Here is a 20,084-nt window from a genome sequence, read left to right as displayed (position 1 = left end):
AACGAATCGAGCCACTCGGGAAGCGTTACATTGCTAGGGGCATGGTACTCGGGGGGGGGTCTAATTGATTTTTCGAAGATAGTTGCTTCTCTGGGCTTTCTTCGAACCAGTAAAGATCATTGCTATGCGTGAACACGGGTTTTGACCGAAAAGACTCAACTGAAGCTTTTCGGTTGGCGCAATCTTCGCATACCACGAGAATGTCCATGCCGTCGCTTTTGTCAATCGCCCATTCCGGGAAATCATCCCGGCAAACGAGTGAAAATGGGGCAGAAATTCCGCACGCATTCAGCACTTGCTGGATGAAGCCGGAAAGTGCTGGGCGATTTTTCTCGTCGCCTGTAGGGAAAGTGTTGTTCTCCTGCGTCAGAGTTGTCCCTCCTGTTGCTAAAATCTGTTCCAATTATAGCGAGAATATTGAGTGGTCGGTGACATTTTAGCGAACTGGACGATGACTGATTGCAAAGCGAATAATGGTCAGGACGCTCTTTCTGTTTTGATTCCTTACTTTCCTCGGGCGATTCGTCCTGAGAGCAATGCGCAGGCGCCTTCGACGAGCTTGATGTTCAGTTCGATTCCCTCATGAATGAAGTCGAGTCGCGGTTTTGCATACGAGCTTGCGGATAGGATGTCGCATGCCTCGTCGGCAAAACCGCGAAGAGCGCTTGAACTGAACCAGCTGACGTCGTCTACGCATGCAAGCTGTTCACTTACGTTGTATGCGAAGGGCCGCGTCAGGAAGGCGCGGTCTCCGGTTGCGACTTCTCGTTCCGTCTTGGTGAACCACAGCGAGTTTCCCGAATCAAAAAGAGGTGCGGGGCGAATCGCCATAGTATCGAGGTTCCTTATGAATCCGAAGTTGCGCCAATGTCGATCGGAGTTCGCGAGGATGGTATCGCACACGATCATTTTGGACATGCGTGCTCGAAGTTCTGCCTCGTTCACCCCTAGAAGCGAGGCGTCTCGGCAAAAACGGTCGTATACGCTGCTTCCGCGAGAGCTTGATGTCGCCTCTCTAGCCTGATCTGCGGTGATAAACTCTTCGCTTCTCCCAAGGAAATTAGGACATCTCGCGGCAGCGCCTTGTGCCGTGCCCACGATGTCGTACGGCACGTAATCGCAGGGGTTGAGAAGTCTTCGGTAAAGTGCGGTCGCGACTGCCTCGTTGTAGGGACGCTGATCGTCGGATCTGCAGCCCTTTAATAAGTAACGTGTCCCGTTCGTTCCGATGACCCATTTTTTTGGAAGTTCGCCTTCCGACGTGTTGTCCGGGGAGCTGAGTCCAATTCCCGAAAGCCAGTCGTCCCAATCGTCGATGTTCGAGTCGATGAAGTCATTGTCGTAGAAATTGACTTCGCTCCAAGTTAGGGTTGGCGCGTCGTTTGGCCTTAACCAATAGCAGTCGGAAAGGGAGAGCCCCATGCTCTTTATTGCGAGATTGCTTGGCGTATTGAGTCCCGATTGGGCGAGCTTTGACTCAATCCCCGGGCGCGTTCGGGGGACGGATCGATGAAGCCACCAGTTATTGAGAACTCTTCGTTTCGGATTGCCCCCGCGAGTGAGCACGCCGATAGGCGCGTATGTAGGGTCGATTACCTCGGATACGGAAAGGGGCTCGTCGGCAGCGGAGTCGAAGAGCACGGAAGCAACCTCATGGCCCGCATTCATGAGGGTATATTGGGATACGGTCGCATAGGAGGTCTTCGGGGGGCGGCCGGTTTTGCGGGCTTCGCTGCGGTATCGTTCGGCTGATTCGCGCGAGATACGGACTCTGCCATTGATGGTGACGGCATCGAGCAGCTTGCCTTTCACAAGTTGGGAAACGCGGCTTTCGGAAATGCCGAGGATTTCGGCAGCCTTTTTTTCAGTAAGTTCGTACTTCACTTTAGTATTTCCTCGTATAAAAAATGAGAATTGATGCAAAATAATTCTAAAGTAAATTTGAACGATATGCAATTGCGAAAAGTTGAGTCTATCGCACTTAGATTACTTGACATGGCGTATCGCGTCGTTACAATGCCTTTTAGCACTCAAAGACGGGGACTGCCAAAGCAAAGTGCCAAAGTGGTCTTTCGAGAACAGGAAGCGATACGCCATGAAGAAATTTAAAACAGAGAGCAAGAAACTGCTCGACCTCATGATCAACTCGATCTACACCAATCGCGAGATCTTCCTCCGCGAGCTTATCTCGAACGCGTCCGACGCCGTCGACAAGCTCTATTTCAAGAGCCTGACGGATTCCGACGTGCAGCTTTCCAAGGACGAGCTGGCCATTCACGTCGGCTTCGACGAGGGTGCCCGCACCATCACCATCTCTGACAACGGCATCGGTATGACGAAGGACGAGCTCGACAAGAACCTCGGTACCATCGCGCACTCCGATTCCCAGGCGTTCAAGACCGACAACGCCGAGCAGCAGGGTGACGACATCGACATCATCGGCCAGTTCGGCGTCGGCTTCTACTCCAGCTTCATGGTCGCCTCCAAGGTGCGCGTCGTTTCCCGCGCGTTCGGCAGCGATGAGGCGTGGGCGTGGGAATCCGACGGCGTTGAAGGCTACACCATCGCCGAGGCCGAGCGCGCCGAGCACGGCACCGACGTCATCCTTACGCTCAAGGAGAACACCGACGAGGACAACTACGACACCTACCTTTCCGAGTACGGCCTGAAGGACCTGATCAAACGCTACAGCAACTACGTGCGCTACCCCATCCAGATGGAGGTTTCCAAGACGCGCGAGAAGCCGAAGCCCGAAGACGCCGGCGACGACTACAAGCCCGAGTACGAAACCTACACCGAGACCGACACGATCAACTCGATGATTCCCATCTGGAAGCGCAAGAAATCTGACGTGACCGACGAGGAGTACAACGAGTTCTACAAGACGAACTTCCACGACTTCGCCGACCCTGCGCGCACTGTCTCGCTGCATGCCGAGGGCGCGCTGACCTACGACGCGCTGCTGTTCGTGCCGAGCCGCGCCCCGTATGACCTGTACAGCAAGGATTTCAAGAAGGGTCTCGCGCTTTATAGCTCCAACGTGCTCATCATGGACAAGTGCGAAGACCTCCTGCCCGACTACTTCAACTTCGTCCGCGGCATCGTCGACTCGCAGGATCTCACGCTCAACATCTCGCGCGAGACGCTGCAGCACAACAGCCAGCTGAAGGCCATCGCCCGCCGCGTCGAGAAGAAGATCAAGTCCGACCTTGAGAACTTCCTCGACAAGGATCGCGAGGGCTATAAGAAGTTCTTCGAGAACTTCGGCCGCGGCATGAAGTACGGCCTCTACACCTCCTACGGCACGGCAAAAGACGTGCTGGGCGACCTGCTCCTCTTCTATTCGGCCAAGCAGAAGAAGATGATCACGTTCAAGGAATACGTGAAGGCTGCCGCTGATGGCCAGGAGACCATTTACTACGCCACGGGCGATTCCGTCGAGCGCATGGCGCAGTTGCCGATCGTGACGACGGTGCTCGCGAAGGGCTACGACGTGCTGCTGTGCCCCGAGGATGTCGACGAATTCTGCATGATGGCCATGTCCGATTACGCTGTGCCCGACGCGGCCGACCCCGACTCGCTCACCGCGTGGCCGCTTAAGAACGTGGGCGGCGAGAACCTCGGCCTTGAATCCGACGAGGAGAAAAAGGAAGCCGAGGAGACGGCCGAGTCCAACAAGGATCTGTTCGAGGCCATGAAGAGCGCTCTCGACGGTAAGGTGGAGAAGGTCGCGGTGTCCACGCGCCAGACCGACGCCCCTGCCTTCATCACCACCGAAGGCGGCGTATCGCTTAAGATGGAGAAGATTCTCGCGGGTGCACCGAAGAGCGCCGAGGAAGAAGGCGCGGTGAAATCGCATCGCGTGCTCGAGGTGAACGCGAAGCACCCGGTGTTCGAGGTCATGCAGAAGGCGCAGGAATCGGGCGACGGCGAGAAAGTGAAGCTGTACTCGGGCATTCTGTACGATCAGGCGCTTCTCGTCGAGGGTATCCCGCTGGACGATCCGGTTGCCTACACTGAGGCGGTCACGAAGCTGATGAAGTAGGCCTCAGAGCTTCAGGGCCGCAGGGCGCGAACGGGGAACCGGGGAGCCTCGGAAGGGGAATCGGAATCGGTTCAAGAAAACCCTTGCGCTTGTGCGATTGATTCGCTATTATTTGTTTTCGCGTCTGAAGCTTGTGCTTCACTCGTTTGCCAACGTGGCTCAGCTGGTAGAGCAACGCACTCGTAATGCGTAGGTCAGCGGTTCGAATCCGCTCGTTGGCTCCAGAAACTTACAGGCCGTCGGCATTGAGCCGGCGGCCTGTTTTGTTGTTGAACGCGAAATAGGCGGGTATGGTGGTCTTCCCCGGCGGTTTTGCCTCCCTCTGTCGGACGGGCTTTCTCGTTCGTGTTTTCTTGCGGGGAGAAGAAGGTCGGCTCTGCTATTCTCTGTCGGACAGGACGCTTTAGAAGGCGACAGCGCTCAGGGCGGAAAGGCGGGAACATGAATATCGAGCATCTGCGTGAATTCGAATACCTCGCCGAGAACCTGAGCTTCCGCGATACTGCGCGCCATTTCTTCGTGAGTCCGTCAGTCATCAGCCGCCATGTTTCGGCTATGGAAGACGAGCTCGGCGCCAAGCTCTTCGTCCGCTCGAAGCAGTCGGTCGCCATCACCGAGGCTGGAACCGTTTTCCTTGACCGATCGAAGGCCATCCTTTCCGAATACAACGCCGCCCTTGCCGAGATGTCGCGCCTCGACGAAGGCGGAAAACCCGTGGTGCGTTTGGGCTATCTGCACAATGCGGCGCGCCCGTTTATCCTGCAATTCGCGTCGTATCTGAAGGAGCATTACCCGGAAATCGAGATCGAGTTCAAGGGCATGCCGTACAAGTTGCTCTACACCGCGCTCGATGACAACAGGGCCGATCTCAACATCATGCTCAACGTGTACTCGCCCCACCAGCAGCGCTATGAGCTCGCAACCATGTACCGCGATCAGTTCTGCGTGGTCGTCCGAGCGAACAGCCGGCTTGCGCGCGACTGCGCCGACGGCATCGAGCTTTCGCGTCTCGTGGGCCTTGACCTGCTCCTTCCAAGCGAGAAGGATTTCCCGGGCCTGCAGGAGCGGATGCGAAAGGTGCTCGAAACCGAGCCTTCCCTTCTAATGGAGCGCGCTCGCAGCTTCCGCGACGTCGACTCGATGTACATCCAGGTGGAAACGTCCAACAGCGTCGGCATTTCCACAAGTGCGAACTGGGCATACGGGTCGAGCAAGGTGGTGTATCTCCCCATCAAGGGCGTCGACGCCGGCATCGACGTGAACGCCTACATCGGCCGCTCGCTTTCGGGCCGCACACTCACTGCGTGCAAAGAGGCGCTTGCGAGCTGTCAGGCCTATCTTGAAGATTTCTCCGTGCTCGAGAATGCCCGCGTGCAATGGCGGGCACGAGTGAGCGCGCTCTACTAAGCTAGCTGTTGCACAATCGCAAACGGGGTTGTTCCGCATATTGCAACAACGCTTGCGGAATGCGAATCACCAGGTCGGCGGGAAGACGCATACAATCATCCCAGTGAGAAACATCCGACGGTGTTATCCCCTCCTTACAAAGCTGTCGGTTGCACTCCCTTATCCCCTTTGGCTCGCCGCCCTCTCCAATCCTGTCGGCGAGCTCCTTTAAGGAGCCGTTATCCCCAAAAGCGGCTCCTTTTTCTTTGGTTTCTCCGCGCACTTGGGCGCTGTCGCGCAAAGCCGTTGTACCCTTTTATCGGTACTATTCGATTGCGGGCATATAGCCCGAGAGGTTCGCCGCGTTTGCGAGGAGTGTCCATGTCCATTAGATTTGCCGCAGCTCAAGCCGTAAGCTTCATTTCGACATGGGGCTTGAAGCACGTGTTCCGTCGGCCAGCGGCAAACTTCCCAGGGAAGATCGCGCTCTACGTGGATCCGCGTTTGCTCGCGAACTTGCGGGGAAAGCTTGCCCGCGGGTCGATCATGGTGGTGGGCACCAACGGGAAGACCACGGTGACCAATCTGCTCGCCGACGTCCTCGAGGGCTCGGGCGCCCGCGTGGTGTGCAACCGGACGGGTGCGAACCTCGATTCCGGCGTATCGACGGCGCTTCTTCATGCGAAAGAGGCCGATTGGGGCGTGTTCGAATCCGACGAGCTGTGGCTGAAGAAGATGACGCCTCAGCTCAAGCCGACATACGTGCTTCTTCTGAACCTGTTCCGCGACCAACTTGATCGCTGTGGCGAAATCGATCGCATCCAGGATAGTATTGTCGAGGCGCTCGCCGCATCGCCTGAGACCATCCTTGTCTTCAATGCCGACGACCCCCTGTGCGCCACCATCGCCAAGCGCGCCTCCGAGCTGCCCGAGCGCGAGCGGACGCGCCAGATCGCGTTCGGGGTGAGCGAGAGCATGGGCCTTGCGCAGAACACGGTCTCCGACGCAACGATGTGCCAGCTGTGCTCGTCGATGTTCGAATACGATTTTCGCCAATACGGCCAGCTGGGAGCTTGGCATTGCCCGACGTGCGGCTTCTCTCGCCCCGCGCTCGATTTCGCGGCGCAAAACGTGGAACTTGGCGAGCGCGAGCTTTCCTTCGATATCGCCCGCCCGCAGCCGAACGCGGGCGAGTCCGCGCCTGCAAGGCCGATCCGCGCGGCGTTCAGCGGTGCCTACATGGTCTACAACCTGCTCGCGGTAGGCGTCGCGGCTGACCTCGTGGGCTGCGGAAACGACGCGATCCAGGCCGCCATCGAGTCCTTCGACCCGAAGAACGGCCGTCTGCAGCACTACTCCGTCGAAGGGCGGAGCGTTCTGCTCAACCTCGCGAAGAACCCCACGGGCTTCAACCAGAACCTCAAGATCATTGAGAAGGACGCTTCTCCTAAGGCGGTCGCCTTCTTCATCAACGACAAAGAGGCCGACGGCCACGACATCTCGTGGCTGTGGGATATCGACTTCGAGGAGCTTTCGCGCCAGGAGGGTTGCGTCGTGTTCGCCGGGGGCGTCCGCGGCAACGACATGCAGGTGCGCCTGAAGTACGCGGGCATTCCCTCCAAGGTGGTGAAGAACACTCAGGAATTCCTTGATGAACTGGCGAAACTTCCCTGTGAAATGAATGCTTACGCCATTGCGAACTACACGGCGCTGCCAAGCGTGAAGTCCGCTCTCGATGCTGTGGAAAGCGAAGCTGGCGACCTTGCGAACTGCGAGGCTGGCGACCCCGTGCGGGCCGACGGCGGGTCGTCTTCGAGCGCGGATGCTCCTTCGTCTATCATCGCGGCAGCTCCTGAGCCTGCGCGGGGGGCTCCGCGCGCAGTTCCGCAGCGAAGCGAGGACTGTTTGAGCACGGAGTCCCCCGCGCAGGATCAGGAGCGAACAGGGGCTAACGAGCGGCTGATCGCGGCAGAACCCGCCGAGATGGGAGAGTCCCCCGCGCGGGGTCAGAAGGGGACTACCCCCATCGTGATCGCCCACATGTTCCCCGACCTGCTGAACCTTTACGGCGACGGCGGTAACGTGCGCATTCTGAGCGAGCGCCTTGCGTGGCGCGGGGTTCCCGTCCAGGTGAAGCGCGTCGAATATGGCGAATCCGTCGATCTTGGCGACGTCGACCTGGTGTTCCTCGGCGGCGGTCCCGACCGCGAGCAGAAACTCGCGTCGGCGGAGCTCATGCGCATGAAAGACGAGCTCGCCGCGTACGTGGAAGAGGACGGGCCGGTGCTCGCCATCTGCGGCGGGTATCAGATTCTCGGCAAGACTTGGTTGCTCGGCGATGAGGAGGTTCCTGGGCTCGACATCGTCGGCATCGAGACGCGTCGCCCTGGCACATCTGCCGACCGCCTTATCGACAACATCGTGCTCTCCTCGCCGCTCGCGACGCATCCGGTGGTGGGATACGAGAACCATGCGGGCAGAACGTACCTCGCGGAGGGGGTGAAGCCTTTCGGCACGGTGGTTTCCTCGGTCGGGCACGGCAACAACGACGCGGACAAGGCCGACGGTGCGCTTTATCGCAAAGTTCTCGGCACCTATCTCCACGGTCCGCTGCTTTCGAAGAATCCGGAAATCGCCGACTGGCTTTTGGCCGCCGCATGCGAGCGTCATGCCGGGCGAACGGGTGAAAGCGTGACCACGCTTGCCCAGCTCGACGACGCAGAGGAGCTGGCGGCGAACGCGTTCATGGCGGAGAGGGTCGGGGCGAAGTAGGCTTTCGTTCTGCTCGTCCGACCTGCAAAACAGGGAAGGGAAGCTCCAAGTTGTAGGTTTTCAGTGGGCGTCCTGCGGCTATTTGCCAGAATTGGGGCATCCTCGCTTGCCAATAATTAAGGCAGTCGGCAAAATCTATTTGACATGAGAAGAAATAAGAAAAAATCCCCCAACGCCGTCGGGCAGCACGGTCAACACACGATGGGCGCCCAAGCGTCCGCGAGCTTCGACCGGGAGTCCCCGACGCCCCACGCCTCCCATGCGGCGGCGTCCTTCGGTGACGGCGAAACCCCTGGCGCTGCGCAGAATCCCTACTCGCGTCGCGTGACGCAGGCAGAATACACCAAGAAGCGCAAGAGCAAGAAACGCAAGAAGATTGTGCTTGCAGTGTGCATCGCCCTTCTGGTGGTGGTGCTCGGAGGAGTTGGCGCCGCATTCGCCTACATCAACACTATCAACGCCAACCTCAACGAGGGCGTCGACGACGATCTTCGCGATGCACTCGTCGACACGAAGTACGCCGGCGACCCGTTCTACATGCTGCTCATGGGCACCGACGGCTCGGAAGAGCGCTCGGAGTCTGCCGAGTACGCGGGCGATCAGTTCCGCTCCGACAGCATGATCCTTGCGCGCATTGACCCGCAGAGCAAGCAGGTCACCATGGTGTCGCTTCACCGCGATACGCTCATCGACATGGGCACGAACGGCAAGCAGAAGCTCAATGCGGCACACTCGATCGGCGGCGCGGCCTACACGATCGAGGTCGTTTCGAAGTTCGCGGGCGTTCCCATCTCGCATTATGCGGAAATCGACTTCGACGGCTTCAAGGAAGCGGTCGACGCGCTCGGCGGTGTGGAAGTCGACGTCCCGATGGAAATCAACGACGAGGATGCGGGCGGTCACCTCGACGCCGGCCTGCAGACTCTCAATGGCGACCAGGCGCTCATCCTGTGTCGCGCGCGCCATGCCTACGACGCCTACGGCGATGGCGACCGCTATCGCGCTGCCAACCAGCGCCTCGTGCTTTCCGCTGTCGCGAAGAAGATCCTCTCCTCCGACCCGATTACCATGGCGAACACGATCCAGGCGCTCTCGAAGTACATCACGACCGACTTCAACGTGACCGACATCGTCTCGCTTGCATCGAGCATGCAGGGGCTCAACACCGACACCGGCATCTACTCGGCGATGGAGCCCACCACCTCGAAGCTCGTTAACGGCACCTGGTACGAATACGTGAACGAAAAAGAGTGGCAAACCATGATGCAGCGCGTCGACCAGGGCCTTCCTCCGACTACCGAGGACGAGGTCGACGAGAAGAACGGCACGGTGCTCGCCAGCACGGGCGACAAGGCGGGTGCAACCTCTAACACGTCTTCTACCACGACCGCAACCAGGTCGGGCAAGGTGACCGTGAAGAACGGCGCGAGCATCGACGGGGCCGCCGCCACTGCCGCCACGAAGATCGAGAAACTCGGCTACACCACCGAGACCGGCAACGCGAGCTCTTCGTTCTCGACGACGGTTGTCGTGTACACCAACGACAGCCAAAAGGAAGCGGCTGAGGAAATTGCGAAGCAGATCGGCAACGGTGTCGCGACCAAGAATGACGGGCGCTACACGTTCTCGACCGACTTCCTCGTGGTCATCGGCTCGGATTGGAAATAGCGCCTGCGCGCTTGCGGGCGCAGGGTGAATGGATGGAACACGCGCGGCCGGCGCATCGCGGGCCGCGCGTTTTTTATGGGAAGGGGCGCGGATGAAGTTCACGGTCATCGCGGTGGGGAAGCTCAAGGAGCGCTTTTGGACGGAAGCGTGCGCGGAGTACCTCAAGCGCTTGCAGCCGTATGCGAAGACGGAGGTGCGCGAAATTGCCGACGTGGACCCGCGACGCGCGGGAGGTATCGAGGGCGCGCGCGATAAAGAGGGCGCGGCGATTTGCGCGGAGCTCGACAAGCTGGGCCCGGACGTTCATGTGGCGCTTTTGGCGATCGACGGTAAGGAACGATCGAGCGTGGGCATCTCCCAGCGGATCGATTCGCTGGCGCTTGCGGGGAAGAGCAGCTTCGCGTTTGTCATCGGCGGGTCGGACGGCGTGAGTGCGGAAGTGCGCGCTCGGGCTGACGAGCTGCTGTCGTTCGGCCCGATTACTCTGCCTCACAACCTGGCGCGCGTCGTGCTCTTGGAGCAGCTCTACCGCGCGCAGAAGATCTCGCACGGCGAGCCCTACCACAAGTAGACGGCCGGCCGCGGAAGGCGGCCAGCCGCGGGAAGGCAGCCTACCATAAGGAGACGGCTGGCCGCGGGAAGGCAGCCAGCCGTCTATCGAGTTCGTGTCCCGCGCTCTGCGTGAGCTGTTCGCCTATGCGAGCAGCCCCTTGCCCGCACCGGAAACAACCGCCGATCGTGCGACCAGGTATGTCGACACCAGATAGATTGCGTACACTGCAATCACCAGCGCAATACCAACGGCAAGCGTGCCTGCAACCGCCGAAGCGCCCCAAATCGACAGCAGGTTCTTGTACAGAAGGCTGATCGCGCATGCCGAATGGCACCCTGCCACCAGAAGCGGCGCCCCGAAGTAAATGCCGATCTGCGTGCGCAGGCTTCGCAGAACCATGCCCCTGTCGCATCCCAGCTGAGCGAGCAGGCGGTAGCGCGGGATGCTGTCCGCCACCTCGGAGAGCTGCTGGACGGAAAGAACCGCCGCCGTGGTCATGAGGAAAACGAATCCGATGTAGAGCGCCAGGTAAACCAAGAGAAGCTTAAGCCCCATGCTGTCGGCGATGATGCCCTCGCTCGTGTCGTAATATGACACCGGCCACGGGCGGGAGTCGTATGTCCAACCGGCTTCGGCGAGTTCCTCGCGCGGGGGAACCGACTTGCCGTACTCGGTTAAGAGGTCCTCCATGGCCTGCTGTTTTGAATCGCTGGCCAGGTTGACGTTGAGCTCGCTCAGATACGGCAGATCGCCTGCATCGAACCTCTCGGCCGCCAACTCATCGGGAACCACCAGCACTGCGATGAGGCAGCTCATACTGCTCACCTGGAGCGACTGCGAAACCACCTGTCCGGATGCGGTCAGAGTATGCCCGTCGACGGTGATGGCTCGCCCTTTCTGGCCAAGGGTCTTGGCGTACTCGGCCGATTTATCGACCGTGTTGTCGACCAGATACTCGCCTGCGGCAAGTTCGATCGGCTTTTCGCCTGCAAGCTGTCGAGCAGCGTTGAACTGCGACAACGTCACGTACTGCACGCCTTCGTCAGCCATGCTAGAGTTCTCGTCGGAACCGATCTGGGCAAGCGTGAAGCCGCAAGCATCGACAAGCTGCTTGTTCGTCAGATCGCTCGCAAGCCACGTGTCCACCTGGGCGGAGCCGGTCACGCGCTCGTCCCAATCGGGGATGAGCGACTTCATATACGCGGCGGTGGAGCCGTCGCTCGCTTGCCAAAGGCTATGGATCTCTTCGCGCTGGGCTTTGACCTCCTCGATTGCGGCGGCCTTCTCCTCGTCGCCGCCGTACTGCTTGGCTGGCACCGCTTCCATATCGGAGGTGTCGAGCGACATGAGGCTCGCCCGGATAGATGCGTCGAACTGGGTGTTCTCTTCCAATTGATCGGAGAACATCGACGCCAAGCTGAAGCCTGTCGAGAACACGACGATGCTGAAGAACAGAAGGACGCTCACGGCCCACAGCGACACGAACGCGGTGTTCACCTTCGTCGCGATCTGGCGCATGGTGAACATGGCGAGACCCTTGAAGTAAACGCCCCGCAAACGCTGGATCAGCAGGATGAAGAACCCTGACGCCGACCAGAACAGGCCTAACGTGCCGACGAGCATCAACACGGTTGCGATGCGGAAGTGCTCGCCGAAGTAGACCAGGCCATCGAGGTTGAGCTCGGAATACGCCTTCGCCAAAATCAGGCACGACAGCACGAACACAATCAGGCAGATGAGGGGATTGCGCACGGGCATGCGCTCGCTCCGGGAGCGTGCCGAGAGCAGCGTGGCAAGTTTGCAGCGCGAAATCTGTATGGCGTTGAACAGGGCGACCACGACGAAGATGAGCGCGAAGCAGCCCAGGGTCAGCTGCGCGGATCGGACGCTGAACAGCAGATGGTAGTCGCTGATCGCCACGCCGATAAGGCCCGCCGTGGCGAAGGCAATCGCTTGCGAGATCAGAAAGCCAAGCCCCAAGCCTACCACCAGCGCAAGCACGCCGACGATCAGCGTTTCCGTCAGGACTACCGAGGAAACCTGTCGCGGGCTCATGCCGAGCAAAAGGTAGGTGCCGAACTCCTTCTTGCGGGCTCGAACCACGAACCGGTTGGCGTACAGGACCAAAAATCCCAAAACAACGGCGACGACTACGCTGAAATAGGTCATGATCTGGGCCAAGATATCGAAAATGCTCGCACCTGATGCCAAGAAAACACCCTCGGCACCTTCTTGGGCTTCGAAAAGCACGCGCGAATCCCCGATGGCGTTGAAGGCGTAGAACACCGCCACGCCCAAGGCCAGGGTAACGAAGTACACAGCGTAGTCGCGTACGCTGCGGCGCACGTTGCGCAAGGCGAGTTTCATCAACATGATGACCGCCGCCTAGTTGCCGAGCGCGGTGACGTGCGAGGCCACGAAACCGACCGCAGAGGATGTGCCCTGCTTGCCGGAGAGGAACGCCTGGACCTCGAGGATGCGCTGGTAGAAGTCGGTTCTGCTGCTATCGCCGCGGCGCAGCTCGTTGAACAGCTTGCCGTCCTTGATGAACAGGATGCGGTCGGCATACGATGCCGCGACCGCATCGTGCGTGACCATCATGATGGTGGCGTGCAGCTTCGAGTTCAGCACCTCGAGCGTCTCAAGAAGAACGGCGGCGTTGCGCGAGTCGAGCGCGCCCGTGGGCTCGTCGGCAAGGACCAGCTTCGGATCAGCGACGATGGCGCGCGCCGCGGCTACGCGCTGGCGTTGGCCGCCCGACATCTGGCGTGGATACTTCTGCAAAACGTCCGTCACACCCAGCAGAGTGGCGGTGCGCTCGACTTTCGTGCGGACAGCGTCGGCCTTCTCTCCCTTGATGGTGAGGGCCAAAGCGATGTTCTCGAAACCGGTCAAGGTTTCGAGAAGGTTGGCGTCCTGAAAGATGAAGCCCAGGTCGTCGCGGCGGAACTTGGAGAGCTGGCGGCTGCGCAGCTGCGTGATGTCGAGCCCGTTCAAGACGATGTTTCCGCTGGTCACGGTATCGATAGTAGAGATGCAATTCAAAAGCGTGCTCTTGCCCGAGCCAGACGGGCCCATCACGCCGACGAACTCGCCTTCGCAGATGTCGAACGACACGTCGTCAAGCGCGCGCGTGACGGCCTCGCGCGAGCCGTACACCTTCAAGACGTTGCGCACGGAGAGCAAAACCTTGCGGCTATCGGGCTGATTCGCATTCGCAATGCCTGCTGGAGGGGTTGCGGTAACCACAGACATGGGGATTCCTTTCTCTTCGATTCGGCACATCCCCATGATGCGACGAGCGCGAAAACGAAGCCATCGAAGGGCCTTACCGAAATCTTACGGTTTTGTAAGGTTTGCCGCCAAGTCCATGCGCGTGCGGTCGAGCGGGAAAGTGAGCGCGATGGTCGTGCCCGCCCCCTCTTCCGAGGAAACACGCAGGCCAAGGCCCATTCTCTCGCAGGCGACAGCGGCAAGATAGAGCCCCATGCCCGTCGCTTTGTGGTGGGCGCGGCCCTGGCTTCCCGTAAAACCGCGATCGAACACGCGCGGCACGTCGGCGGCGGGAATGCCGTCGCCGTTGTCGCTGATCAAAAGCTCGATGCACCCGTCTTTCGTCCCTGCGTCCTTCACCGCGCCTTCGAAGCGAACGGTTTTCGCGCCGTACTTCGCCGAGTTCTCCAGAACCTGTCCGATGATGAAATCGACCCATTTCGCGTCGGCGAACACCTCGAGCGTCTCGTCGATCGCGAAATCGAGCGAAACGCCCGCGCCGATGAGCGTGCGCGACCTCTGGCGGCATGCCTTGCGAGCGAGTGCCGCAAGGTTTAACTCATCGATGGAGAAATCCTCGCTCAGAGTTGCCGAGCGCGCATAGTATAACGCCTGTTCAACGCGCGACTCGATACGGTCGAGGTCGCCGCGCACCTCATCGGCCCCAGGCCCGTGAAGGCTCGACAACGCAAGCTGGGCCGATGCGATGGGCGTCTTCGCCTCGTGCACCCAAAGCTCGATGTAGTCGCGGTAGTCCTTCATGTCGCGGGAGCGGGCGACGAGCTCGTCCGAGGCAGCCTTGCCCTGCACGGCGAGCGCGCGATAGGCGATGGATCCCTCTAGCGTGCGCGGCTCGTCCAGAATCGACGAGAGGTAGCGCGCGTTGTCGGGCGAATCGCAGAACAGGTCCAGCTGCTGGTAGAACTCGCGGTTGCGCGAGAAGCCAACGACGAGCACAATGCAGGCGAACAGGGCCTCGCAAAGGGAAACGAGCGCGATTGAGGAAGCGTTCGAGCTGGTCATAGCCATGATGCCCGCAACAGCGAGCATGAGGGCGGCCATACCGAGCAAAAACCCAGCGCGCGAGCGAAGATACGCCCCGAACGAGTACGCGCGATCGATGCGGTCTTCGGCGGCGAACGACGTAGACGCAGGGTCGTAAGGCGAATTGGAAGTCGTGTGGTCGGGCTTTTCCCAATTCGTGCTGCTCATCGAATCACATACCCCAGGCCGCGGCGGGTGGTGATGAAGTCGTCGGGTACGCCTGCGGACTCCAGGCTGCGGCGCAGGCGATTCACGTTCACCGTGAGCGTGTTGTCGTCGACGAACGCGTCGGTTTGCCACAGCTCGTCCATCAGCTCGCTGCGCGAGATGATGGATCCCGCGTTCTCCATGAGGATGCGCAGAATCAGAAGCTCGTTGCGCGAGAGCTCCACGCGCTTGCCGCGATACGAGACCTCGGCCCGCACGCTGTCAAGGGAGACGCCGCTATGCTCGATTTGTCCGCGCGCCGAATCGGCCGACCCGCTGCGGGCGAGCGCGCGGTCGATGCGGGCAAGCAGCACGGCGGGACGGTAGGGCTTGACCACGTAGTCGTCGGCGCCGACGCTCATGCTCATGACCTCGTCAAACTCGCTGTCGGAGGAAGTCAGCACGATGATGGGGACGTTGCTTTCCTGGCGAATCGCGCGGCAAATCTCGTGGCCATACGCACCGGGAAGCGAAAGGTCGAGCAGGATGCAGTCGGGGGCGGCAGCCAAAGCCTCGGCCGCGGCGTTCGTAAACGACTCGCAGCAAAGGCACTCGTGGCCCTTGAGCTGCAGCATGCGCACAAGATTCTCTCGCAGCGAGACGTCGTCTTCGACAATGAGCAAACGCGCCATCGGTCCCCTTTCGCGTCAAACGGATGAGCCGATGATAGCGCAACGGGAAGCCATCTGGCATTTTGTCATCATATTGTAGCGCCGTTTTCGCGCCCTTGAGGCAGAGTGTTGTAAGCGTCGCCGCCGTTGATGCGATGTTGCAAAGTCCGCAGGTGAACGCGCGCGACATACGTGTTTGGCCGTTTGTCGTGGGTCTTGGGAAGGTGTGGGGCGGCGAGATAGGAAGTAGGGTGAGCCGCCCCGCAGTTGGAAGGTAATGAACGGGAAGGTGGGCAAGCGCTTGCATAAGGAGGACGCAGGCGCTTGCCCGATGTGTTTCAGACCTTCTCAAGTATAGGACATATGCCAATAGATGACAAGCGCAAATTGACACTATTTCACACATGCTGCACGACCTGCTCGCGCTATACTGATGCGACTACGGGCGGCATGTCCGGTGCAACTGCGGGCCGCGTGGCTGCTTGCGACTGCGGGCAGCGCTCCGCCGCGGTTACAAGAGGCATGCCCGCGCGTTGCTCCTCGCTTGGAAAGGTGAACCGATGAGACTGATCTCGTGGAACGTGAACGGCTTGCGCGCCGTTATGAAGAAAGGGTTCGAGGACATCGTGGCCGAGTTCGACGCTGATGTCTTCGCCCTACAGGAGACAAAGCTCCAGGCGGGGCAGGCGACGCTCGATCTCCCTCAATACCTGGAGTTCTGGAGCTATGCCGAGCGGAAAGGCTACTCAGGGACGGCGGTCTTCACCAAGCGCGCGCCTCTGCAGGTGCTCCACGGTCTGGGCTCGGAATACCTCGATACCGAGGGGCGCATCGTCGCGCTCGAGTTCCCCGAGTTCTGGTTTGTCGACGTGTACACGCCGAACGCGCAAAATGAGCTCGCCCGCATCGGGCATCGCATGGAATGGGACGACGCGTTCCGCGACTTTTGCAAGGGGCTTGAAGAGGGCGTGCTTCCCGGGGACGTTCCCGTCGAGCGCGCCGATGCCGACGGGCTGGTCGTTCTCGGCTCCGGTGCCCCCAAGGACACCCCGCGCCACCCGCTCGGGGCAGGGCACATGCCCAAAGAAGTGCTTCCCTTGACGCAGGCGGGGGAGACCGCCGCGCCGAAGCCTGTCGTCATGTGCGGCGACTTCAACGTGGCGCACAACGAGATAGACCTGAAGAACCCTGGTCCCAACAGGGGAAACGCGGGTTTCTCCGACGAGGAGCGCGGCAAATTCTCCGACTTGCTCGCCGCAGGCTTCACCGACACGTTCCGCACCCTTCATCCCGATACGACGGGCGCGTACTCGTGGTGGAGTTACCGTTTCAACGCGCGCAAGAACAACGCAGGGTGGCGCATCGATTACTTTTTGGTGAGCGACGGAATCGCCGACAAGGTGGAGGACGCGAGCATTTACAATGAAGTATTCGGAAGCGACCATTGCCCGGTGGGCATTGACATAGCACTGGAGGATTAACGGCCTATGGATACTCGGAAAATCGAAGAAGGCGTGCGTCTCATTCTCGAGGGCGTCGGCGAGGACCCCGATCGCGAAGGGCTGCGCGAGACGCCTGCCCGCGTGGCGCGCATGTACGAAGAGGTGTTCGCGGGGCTCGCGCAAGATCCCGCCGTCCACTTCGAAAAGACCTTCGACGAGCACTGCAACGAGATGGTCCTCGTGCGCGACATCTCCTTCTACTCGATGTGCGAGCATCATCTGGTGCCGTTCTTCGGCAAGGCGCACATCGGCTACATCCCCGCTGCGGACGGCCGCGTGTGCGGGCTCTCGAAGCTCGCGCGCCTCGTGGAGGTGTTCGCGAAGCGCCCGCAGGTGCAGGAGCGCCTGACCGGGCAGATCGCCGATACCCTGGTGGAACAGCTCCACCCGCAGGGCGTCGTCGTGGTGCTCGAGGCCGAGCACATGTGCATGAGCATGCGCGGCGTGAAGAAGCCGGGCAGCCGCACGGTCACAAGCGCAGTGCGCGGCGTGTTCGCGGGTTCGACGCCCGCTTCGCGCGCTTCCCGCAGCGAGGCCATGTCGCTTATCCTTCGCGACGCTCGCTAGGCGCAGCGCACGTCGCCGCCGGCGGGCGAATCGGGTAGTATGGGAATCACAAGAAACGGATGAAAGGTGCAACCATGAAGTGCGTTATCTCTGTTCTGGGCAAGGACCGCAGCGGCATCGTCGCGGCGGTGGCGGTGGCGCTTGCGGAATGCGGCGCGAACATCGACGATATCAGCCAGACTATCCTAAACGACATCTTCTCGATGACGATGCTCACCACGCTCGATACGGAAAAGGCCGACTTCGACACCGTGCAAGACAAGCTCAAGGCGGTAGGGGAGAATCTCGGCGTGCAGATCATCATCCAGCGCGAAGACGTCTTCCAGTACATGTACAAGATTTAGAAAACGGCATCTGAGCTGGGGTTCGCTTAGCTTCAACCCACATTACGCCACATTGCGGCCATAGCGCCCGTCGGGAAGATTGATTCTCGGCGGGCTTTCTTTTTGCCCGATTCTATTCGTCATTCACTATAATGGAGCGTACGCGATAATTGTCGCAAGCTTGTGCTGCGGCACATGAACAGGAGGAACTATGAGAGATCATTCCCGGCATATCCAGCTCTCCCGTGAGCAGGCGGTCTCGTCGATGCTCGAGGCCATGGATGCGGCGCCCGCAGGTTTCGGGTGGGCGAACATCGCTGCGGGCGAGGATTTGCACAGCAGCGAGGTTGCTCGCAAATGCTGCGAGCAGGTGGCGCTCGCCGATTCGGTGGGGCGCGTGCTTGCCTATGACGTGGTCTCTCGGTGCGACATGCCCTCCGCGCTCACGTGCGCGATGGACTCGATTGCCCTGCACTGGTCCGATTTCGAGAACCTCGCGGAAGGCGAGCTTCCCGACACGAGCGCATGGGTCCGCGGGGTGGATTGGCAGTTCGCGAACACGGGCGTCGCGATGCCCGAAGGGTTCGACACCGCCATCGTTATCGAGCACGTGCAGGTGTCGGAAGACCAGCAGCATGTGACCATCGACGCCGCCCCTTCGAAGCAGGGTGCGGGCACGCGTCCTGCGGGCTCGACCATGAAGCGCGGCGATGTCCTTGCGACTGCCGGCACGGTCGTGACACCCGACGTCGCGGCGCGCATGGGCACGGGCGACAATGCCGTGGTTCCTGTGGTTCGCAAGCCCCGCGTGGCCTTCATCCCCACGGGCAACGAGCTCGTTCCCGCAGGTATTCCCCTCGACCCGACGCGCGTCGACCAGTTCGCCGCCCGCGGTCGCAACTTTGAGACGAACAGCATCCTCGTGCGCGCGAAGGTGGAAGCGTGGGGCGGGCAGTTCGTTCCCTTCGACATCGTGTGCGACGAGCGCCCCGAAATCGAGGCTGCCATCAAGCGCGCATGCGAGGTTGCCGACATCGTCGTTCTGAACGCGGGCTCCTCGAAAGGCTCGGACGACTGGTCGTGTGAGGTTATGGAAGAGATGGGACGCATGATCTGCCACCAGACGAACCACGGCCCCGGGCATCACAGCTCCTACGCCGTTGTCGATGGCGTGCCTATCGTGGGCATCTCCGGTCCTTCGGGCGGCGCGTCGTTCACTCTTGATTTCTACTTGCGTCCGCTTATGCGCAAGTATCTGGGTCTTGATCCCATCGTGCCGAAGACGGCTGCCCGCTTGACCGAGGCGTTCCCGGCCCCGAAGCACGGCCCGGGCGCGAAGAACGGCAAGCCTGCCGGCGAGGAGCGCCCGCGCGAGCATCCCGACCATGCACCGGGAGAGCCGGAATTCTTCGGTATCCGCCCCCTCCGCGTGGAGCCGAGCGCCGACGGCGTGCTCGAGGCGACGCCGATCGACGGTCGCCCCGGATCGAAGACGGCATGGGGAGCGAACGCCTTCACCATGATGGGCATGGGCCCCGGCATCGAGCCTCCCGCGGCAGGCGACATCATCGAGGTGGAGTTTCTCTAGCGAAGCTCCTCGGCGACGCTTTCCCGCGTGGTGTTATACTTTCTTGCAGTGATTAGCAGTTTGCAACGGCAACCCGGCGCCCGAAGGGTGCAGGGAGGAAGGAGCGCGTTATGTCTATGAACAAAGTGCTCGCTGCGGTGGATGCAACTGACGGCGGCCGCAAGGCGTTAGAGCTTGCGGTCAGCGTGACCGAGAACAACCCCGATGCTGTCATCGACTTGGTGTACGTGGTGCCGATTCCCTTGCTCGACGATTCCCAGATGACGAGCTTCCGCTCCATTCTGGAAATGATGATGAACGACGGGAAATCGCTGCTCGAGAGGCTGGTCGACGCTCACGAGGATGCGGCCGATCGCCTGAACCCGCTGCTCATCACGGGAACGAACCCCGCTACCGAGATCGTGAAGCTGATCGATCAGGGCGACTACGATCTTGTTGTCATCGGCAACCGCGGGCTTTCGGGCATGAAGGAGTACATGGGCAGCGTCAGCCACAAGGTGCTGCACGGCTCGTCGGTGCCGGTGCTCATCGCCAAGTAAGCCATT

Annotated in this window: 15 protein-coding genes and 1 tRNA gene; 11 read left to right on the top strand and 5 right to left on the bottom strand. The window is 60.5% G+C overall.

Going from position 1 to position 20,084, the window contains the following annotated elements; translation table 11 throughout:
* Nucleotides 1-504 precede the first annotated feature (504 nt).
* The gene (locus tag ACMRQN_RS02420; protein ID WP_418733663.1) at nucleotides 505-1,884 is read right to left on the bottom strand and encodes a DNA-binding protein; all 1,380 of its coding nucleotides are present in this window, start codon (nucleotides 1,882-1,884) and stop codon (nucleotides 505-507) included.
* 211 nt (nucleotides 1,885-2,095) lie between these two features.
* Here ACMRQN_RS02420 and htpG point away from each other — a divergent pair, with 211 nt between their 5' ends.
* The 6 genes from htpG (at nucleotide 2,096) to ACMRQN_RS02390 (ending at nucleotide 10,442) form a co-directional block, all read left to right on the top strand.
* Nucleotides 2,096-4,045 (top strand): molecular chaperone HtpG, encoded by a 1,950-nt coding sequence (gene htpG / locus ACMRQN_RS02415; protein ID WP_418733662.1) that lies wholly within the window; start codon nucleotides 2,096-2,098, stop codon nucleotides 4,043-4,045.
* A gap of 148 nt (nucleotides 4,046-4,193) precedes the next feature.
* Nucleotides 4,194-4,269 (top strand) — tRNA-Thr (locus ACMRQN_RS02410).
* A gap of 217 nt (nucleotides 4,270-4,486) precedes the next feature.
* Nucleotides 4,487-5,452 carry a LysR family transcriptional regulator gene (locus ACMRQN_RS02405; protein WP_418733661.1) on the top strand — a complete coding sequence of 322 codons (966 nt, stop codon included), beginning with the start codon at nucleotides 4,487-4,489 and terminating at the stop codon, nucleotides 5,450-5,452.
* A 360-nt stretch (nucleotides 5,453-5,812) separates the two neighbouring features.
* The gene (locus ACMRQN_RS02400; protein ID WP_418733660.1) at nucleotides 5,813-8,203 is read left to right on the top strand and encodes a MurT ligase domain-containing protein; all 2,391 of its coding nucleotides are present in this window, start codon (nucleotides 5,813-5,815) and stop codon (nucleotides 8,201-8,203) included.
* Nucleotides 8,204-8,347: 144 nt separating this feature from the next.
* Nucleotides 8,348-9,871 carry an LCP family protein gene (locus ACMRQN_RS02395; RefSeq protein ID WP_418733659.1) on the top strand — a complete coding sequence of 508 codons (1,524 nt, stop codon included), beginning with the start codon at nucleotides 8,348-8,350 and terminating at the stop codon, nucleotides 9,869-9,871.
* A 91-nt stretch (nucleotides 9,872-9,962) separates the two neighbouring features.
* Complete coding sequence (locus tag ACMRQN_RS02390; protein WP_296060047.1) at nucleotides 9,963-10,442, top strand: 23S rRNA (pseudouridine(1915)-N(3))-methyltransferase RlmH; 480 nt, start codon at nucleotides 9,963-9,965, stop codon at nucleotides 10,440-10,442.
* Between the two features lie 123 nt (nucleotides 10,443-10,565).
* On the opposite strand, the gene ACMRQN_RS02385 is transcribed toward ACMRQN_RS02390, so the two are convergent.
* The 4 genes from ACMRQN_RS02385 to ACMRQN_RS02370 all read right to left on the bottom strand — a co-directional run bounded on the left by ACMRQN_RS02385 (nucleotide 10,566) and on the right by ACMRQN_RS02370 (nucleotide 15,580).
* The gene (locus ACMRQN_RS02385) at nucleotides 10,566-12,797 is read right to left on the bottom strand and encodes an ABC transporter permease (RefSeq protein ID WP_418733658.1); all 2,232 of its coding nucleotides are present in this window, start codon (nucleotides 12,795-12,797) and stop codon (nucleotides 10,566-10,568) included.
* Between the two features lie 12 nt (nucleotides 12,798-12,809).
* Nucleotides 12,810-13,679: an ABC transporter ATP-binding protein gene (locus ACMRQN_RS02380; RefSeq protein WP_418733657.1), complete on the bottom strand. Its 870-nt coding sequence runs from the start codon at nucleotides 13,677-13,679 to the stop codon at nucleotides 12,810-12,812.
* Nucleotides 13,680-13,763: 84 nt separating this feature from the next.
* Complete coding sequence (locus tag ACMRQN_RS02375) at nucleotides 13,764-14,909, bottom strand: sensor histidine kinase (RefSeq protein ID WP_418733656.1); 1,146 nt, start codon at nucleotides 14,907-14,909, stop codon at nucleotides 13,764-13,766.
* On the bottom strand, nucleotides 14,906-15,580 hold the full coding sequence (locus ACMRQN_RS02370; RefSeq protein WP_418733655.1) for a response regulator transcription factor: 675 nt from the start codon (nucleotides 15,578-15,580) through the stop codon (nucleotides 14,906-14,908). The genes ACMRQN_RS02375 and ACMRQN_RS02370 overlap by 4 nt, the downstream gene beginning before the upstream one ends.
* A gap of 539 nt (nucleotides 15,581-16,119) precedes the next feature.
* On the opposite strand from ACMRQN_RS02370, the gene ACMRQN_RS02365 reads away from it, so the two are divergent.
* The 5 genes from ACMRQN_RS02365 (at nucleotide 16,120) to ACMRQN_RS02345 (ending at nucleotide 20,078) form a co-directional block, all read left to right on the top strand.
* Nucleotides 16,120-17,040, top strand: coding sequence for an exodeoxyribonuclease III (locus tag ACMRQN_RS02365; protein WP_418733654.1), 921 nt, complete (start codon nucleotides 16,120-16,122; stop codon nucleotides 17,038-17,040).
* Nucleotides 17,041-17,046: 6 nt separating this feature from the next.
* Complete coding sequence (gene folE / locus ACMRQN_RS02360) at nucleotides 17,047-17,628, top strand: GTP cyclohydrolase I FolE (protein ID WP_418733653.1); 582 nt, start codon at nucleotides 17,047-17,049, stop codon at nucleotides 17,626-17,628.
* A gap of 74 nt (nucleotides 17,629-17,702) precedes the next feature.
* The gene (locus ACMRQN_RS02355) at nucleotides 17,703-17,972 is read left to right on the top strand and encodes an ACT domain-containing protein (protein WP_297148448.1); all 270 of its coding nucleotides are present in this window, start codon (nucleotides 17,703-17,705) and stop codon (nucleotides 17,970-17,972) included.
* A 190-nt stretch (nucleotides 17,973-18,162) separates the two neighbouring features.
* Entirely contained in the window at nucleotides 18,163-19,539 is a 1,377-nt protein-coding gene (locus ACMRQN_RS02350) for a molybdopterin-binding protein (protein WP_418733652.1), read from the top strand.
* Nucleotides 19,540-19,649: 110 nt separating this feature from the next.
* The gene (locus ACMRQN_RS02345) at nucleotides 19,650-20,078 is read left to right on the top strand and encodes a universal stress protein (RefSeq protein WP_418733651.1); all 429 of its coding nucleotides are present in this window, start codon (nucleotides 19,650-19,652) and stop codon (nucleotides 20,076-20,078) included.
* The last annotated feature ends 6 nt before the right edge of the window (nucleotides 20,079-20,084 follow it).

It is taken from the genome of Ellagibacter sp., from assembly GCF_048412355.1.
In the GTDB taxonomy this organism is placed as follows: Bacteria; Actinomycetota; Coriobacteriia; order Coriobacteriales; family Eggerthellaceae; genus Ellagibacter.
This window is presented reverse-complemented; position numbering and strand designations above follow the sequence as displayed.

What these genes read in the sequence shown, in the direction of transcription:
- ACMRQN_RS02395 (WP_418733659.1), top strand. Translation starts at nt 8,348, where the DNA reads ATGAGAAGAAATAAGAAAAAATCCCCCAACGCCGTCGGGCAGCACGGT.
- ACMRQN_RS02365 (WP_418733654.1), top strand. Translation starts at nt 16,120, where the DNA reads ATGAGACTGATCTCGTGGAACGTGAACGGCTTGCGCGCCGTTATGAAG.
- htpG (WP_418733662.1), top strand. Translation starts at nt 2,096, where the DNA reads ATGAAGAAATTTAAAACAGAGAGCAAGAAACTGCTCGACCTCATGATC.
- folE (WP_418733653.1), top strand. Translation starts at nt 17,047, where the DNA reads ATGGATACTCGGAAAATCGAAGAAGGCGTGCGTCTCATTCTCGAGGGC.
- ACMRQN_RS02400 (WP_418733660.1), top strand. Translation starts at nt 5,813, where the DNA reads ATGTCCATTAGATTTGCCGCAGCTCAAGCCGTAAGCTTCATTTCGACA.
- ACMRQN_RS02385 (WP_418733658.1), bottom strand. Translation starts at nt 12,797, where the DNA reads ATGTTGATGAAACTCGCCTTGCGCAACGTGCGCCGCAGCGTACGCGAC.
- ACMRQN_RS02370 (WP_418733655.1), bottom strand. Translation starts at nt 15,580, where the DNA reads ATGGCGCGTTTGCTCATTGTCGAAGACGACGTCTCGCTGCGAGAGAAT.
- ACMRQN_RS02405 (WP_418733661.1), top strand. Translation starts at nt 4,487, where the DNA reads ATGAATATCGAGCATCTGCGTGAATTCGAATACCTCGCCGAGAACCTG.
- ACMRQN_RS02380 (WP_418733657.1), bottom strand. Translation starts at nt 13,679, where the DNA reads ATGTCTGTGGTTACCGCAACCCCTCCAGCAGGCATTGCGAATGCGAAT.
- ACMRQN_RS02375 (WP_418733656.1), bottom strand. Translation starts at nt 14,909, where the DNA reads ATGAGCAGCACGAATTGGGAAAAGCCCGACCACACGACTTCCAATTCG.
- ACMRQN_RS02355 (WP_297148448.1), top strand. Translation starts at nt 17,703, where the DNA reads ATGAAGTGCGTTATCTCTGTTCTGGGCAAGGACCGCAGCGGCATCGTC.
- ACMRQN_RS02350 (WP_418733652.1), top strand. Translation starts at nt 18,163, where the DNA reads ATGAGAGATCATTCCCGGCATATCCAGCTCTCCCGTGAGCAGGCGGTC.
- ACMRQN_RS02390 (WP_296060047.1), top strand. Translation starts at nt 9,963, where the DNA reads ATGAAGTTCACGGTCATCGCGGTGGGGAAGCTCAAGGAGCGCTTTTGG.
- ACMRQN_RS02345 (WP_418733651.1), top strand. Translation starts at nt 19,650, where the DNA reads ATGTCTATGAACAAAGTGCTCGCTGCGGTGGATGCAACTGACGGCGGC.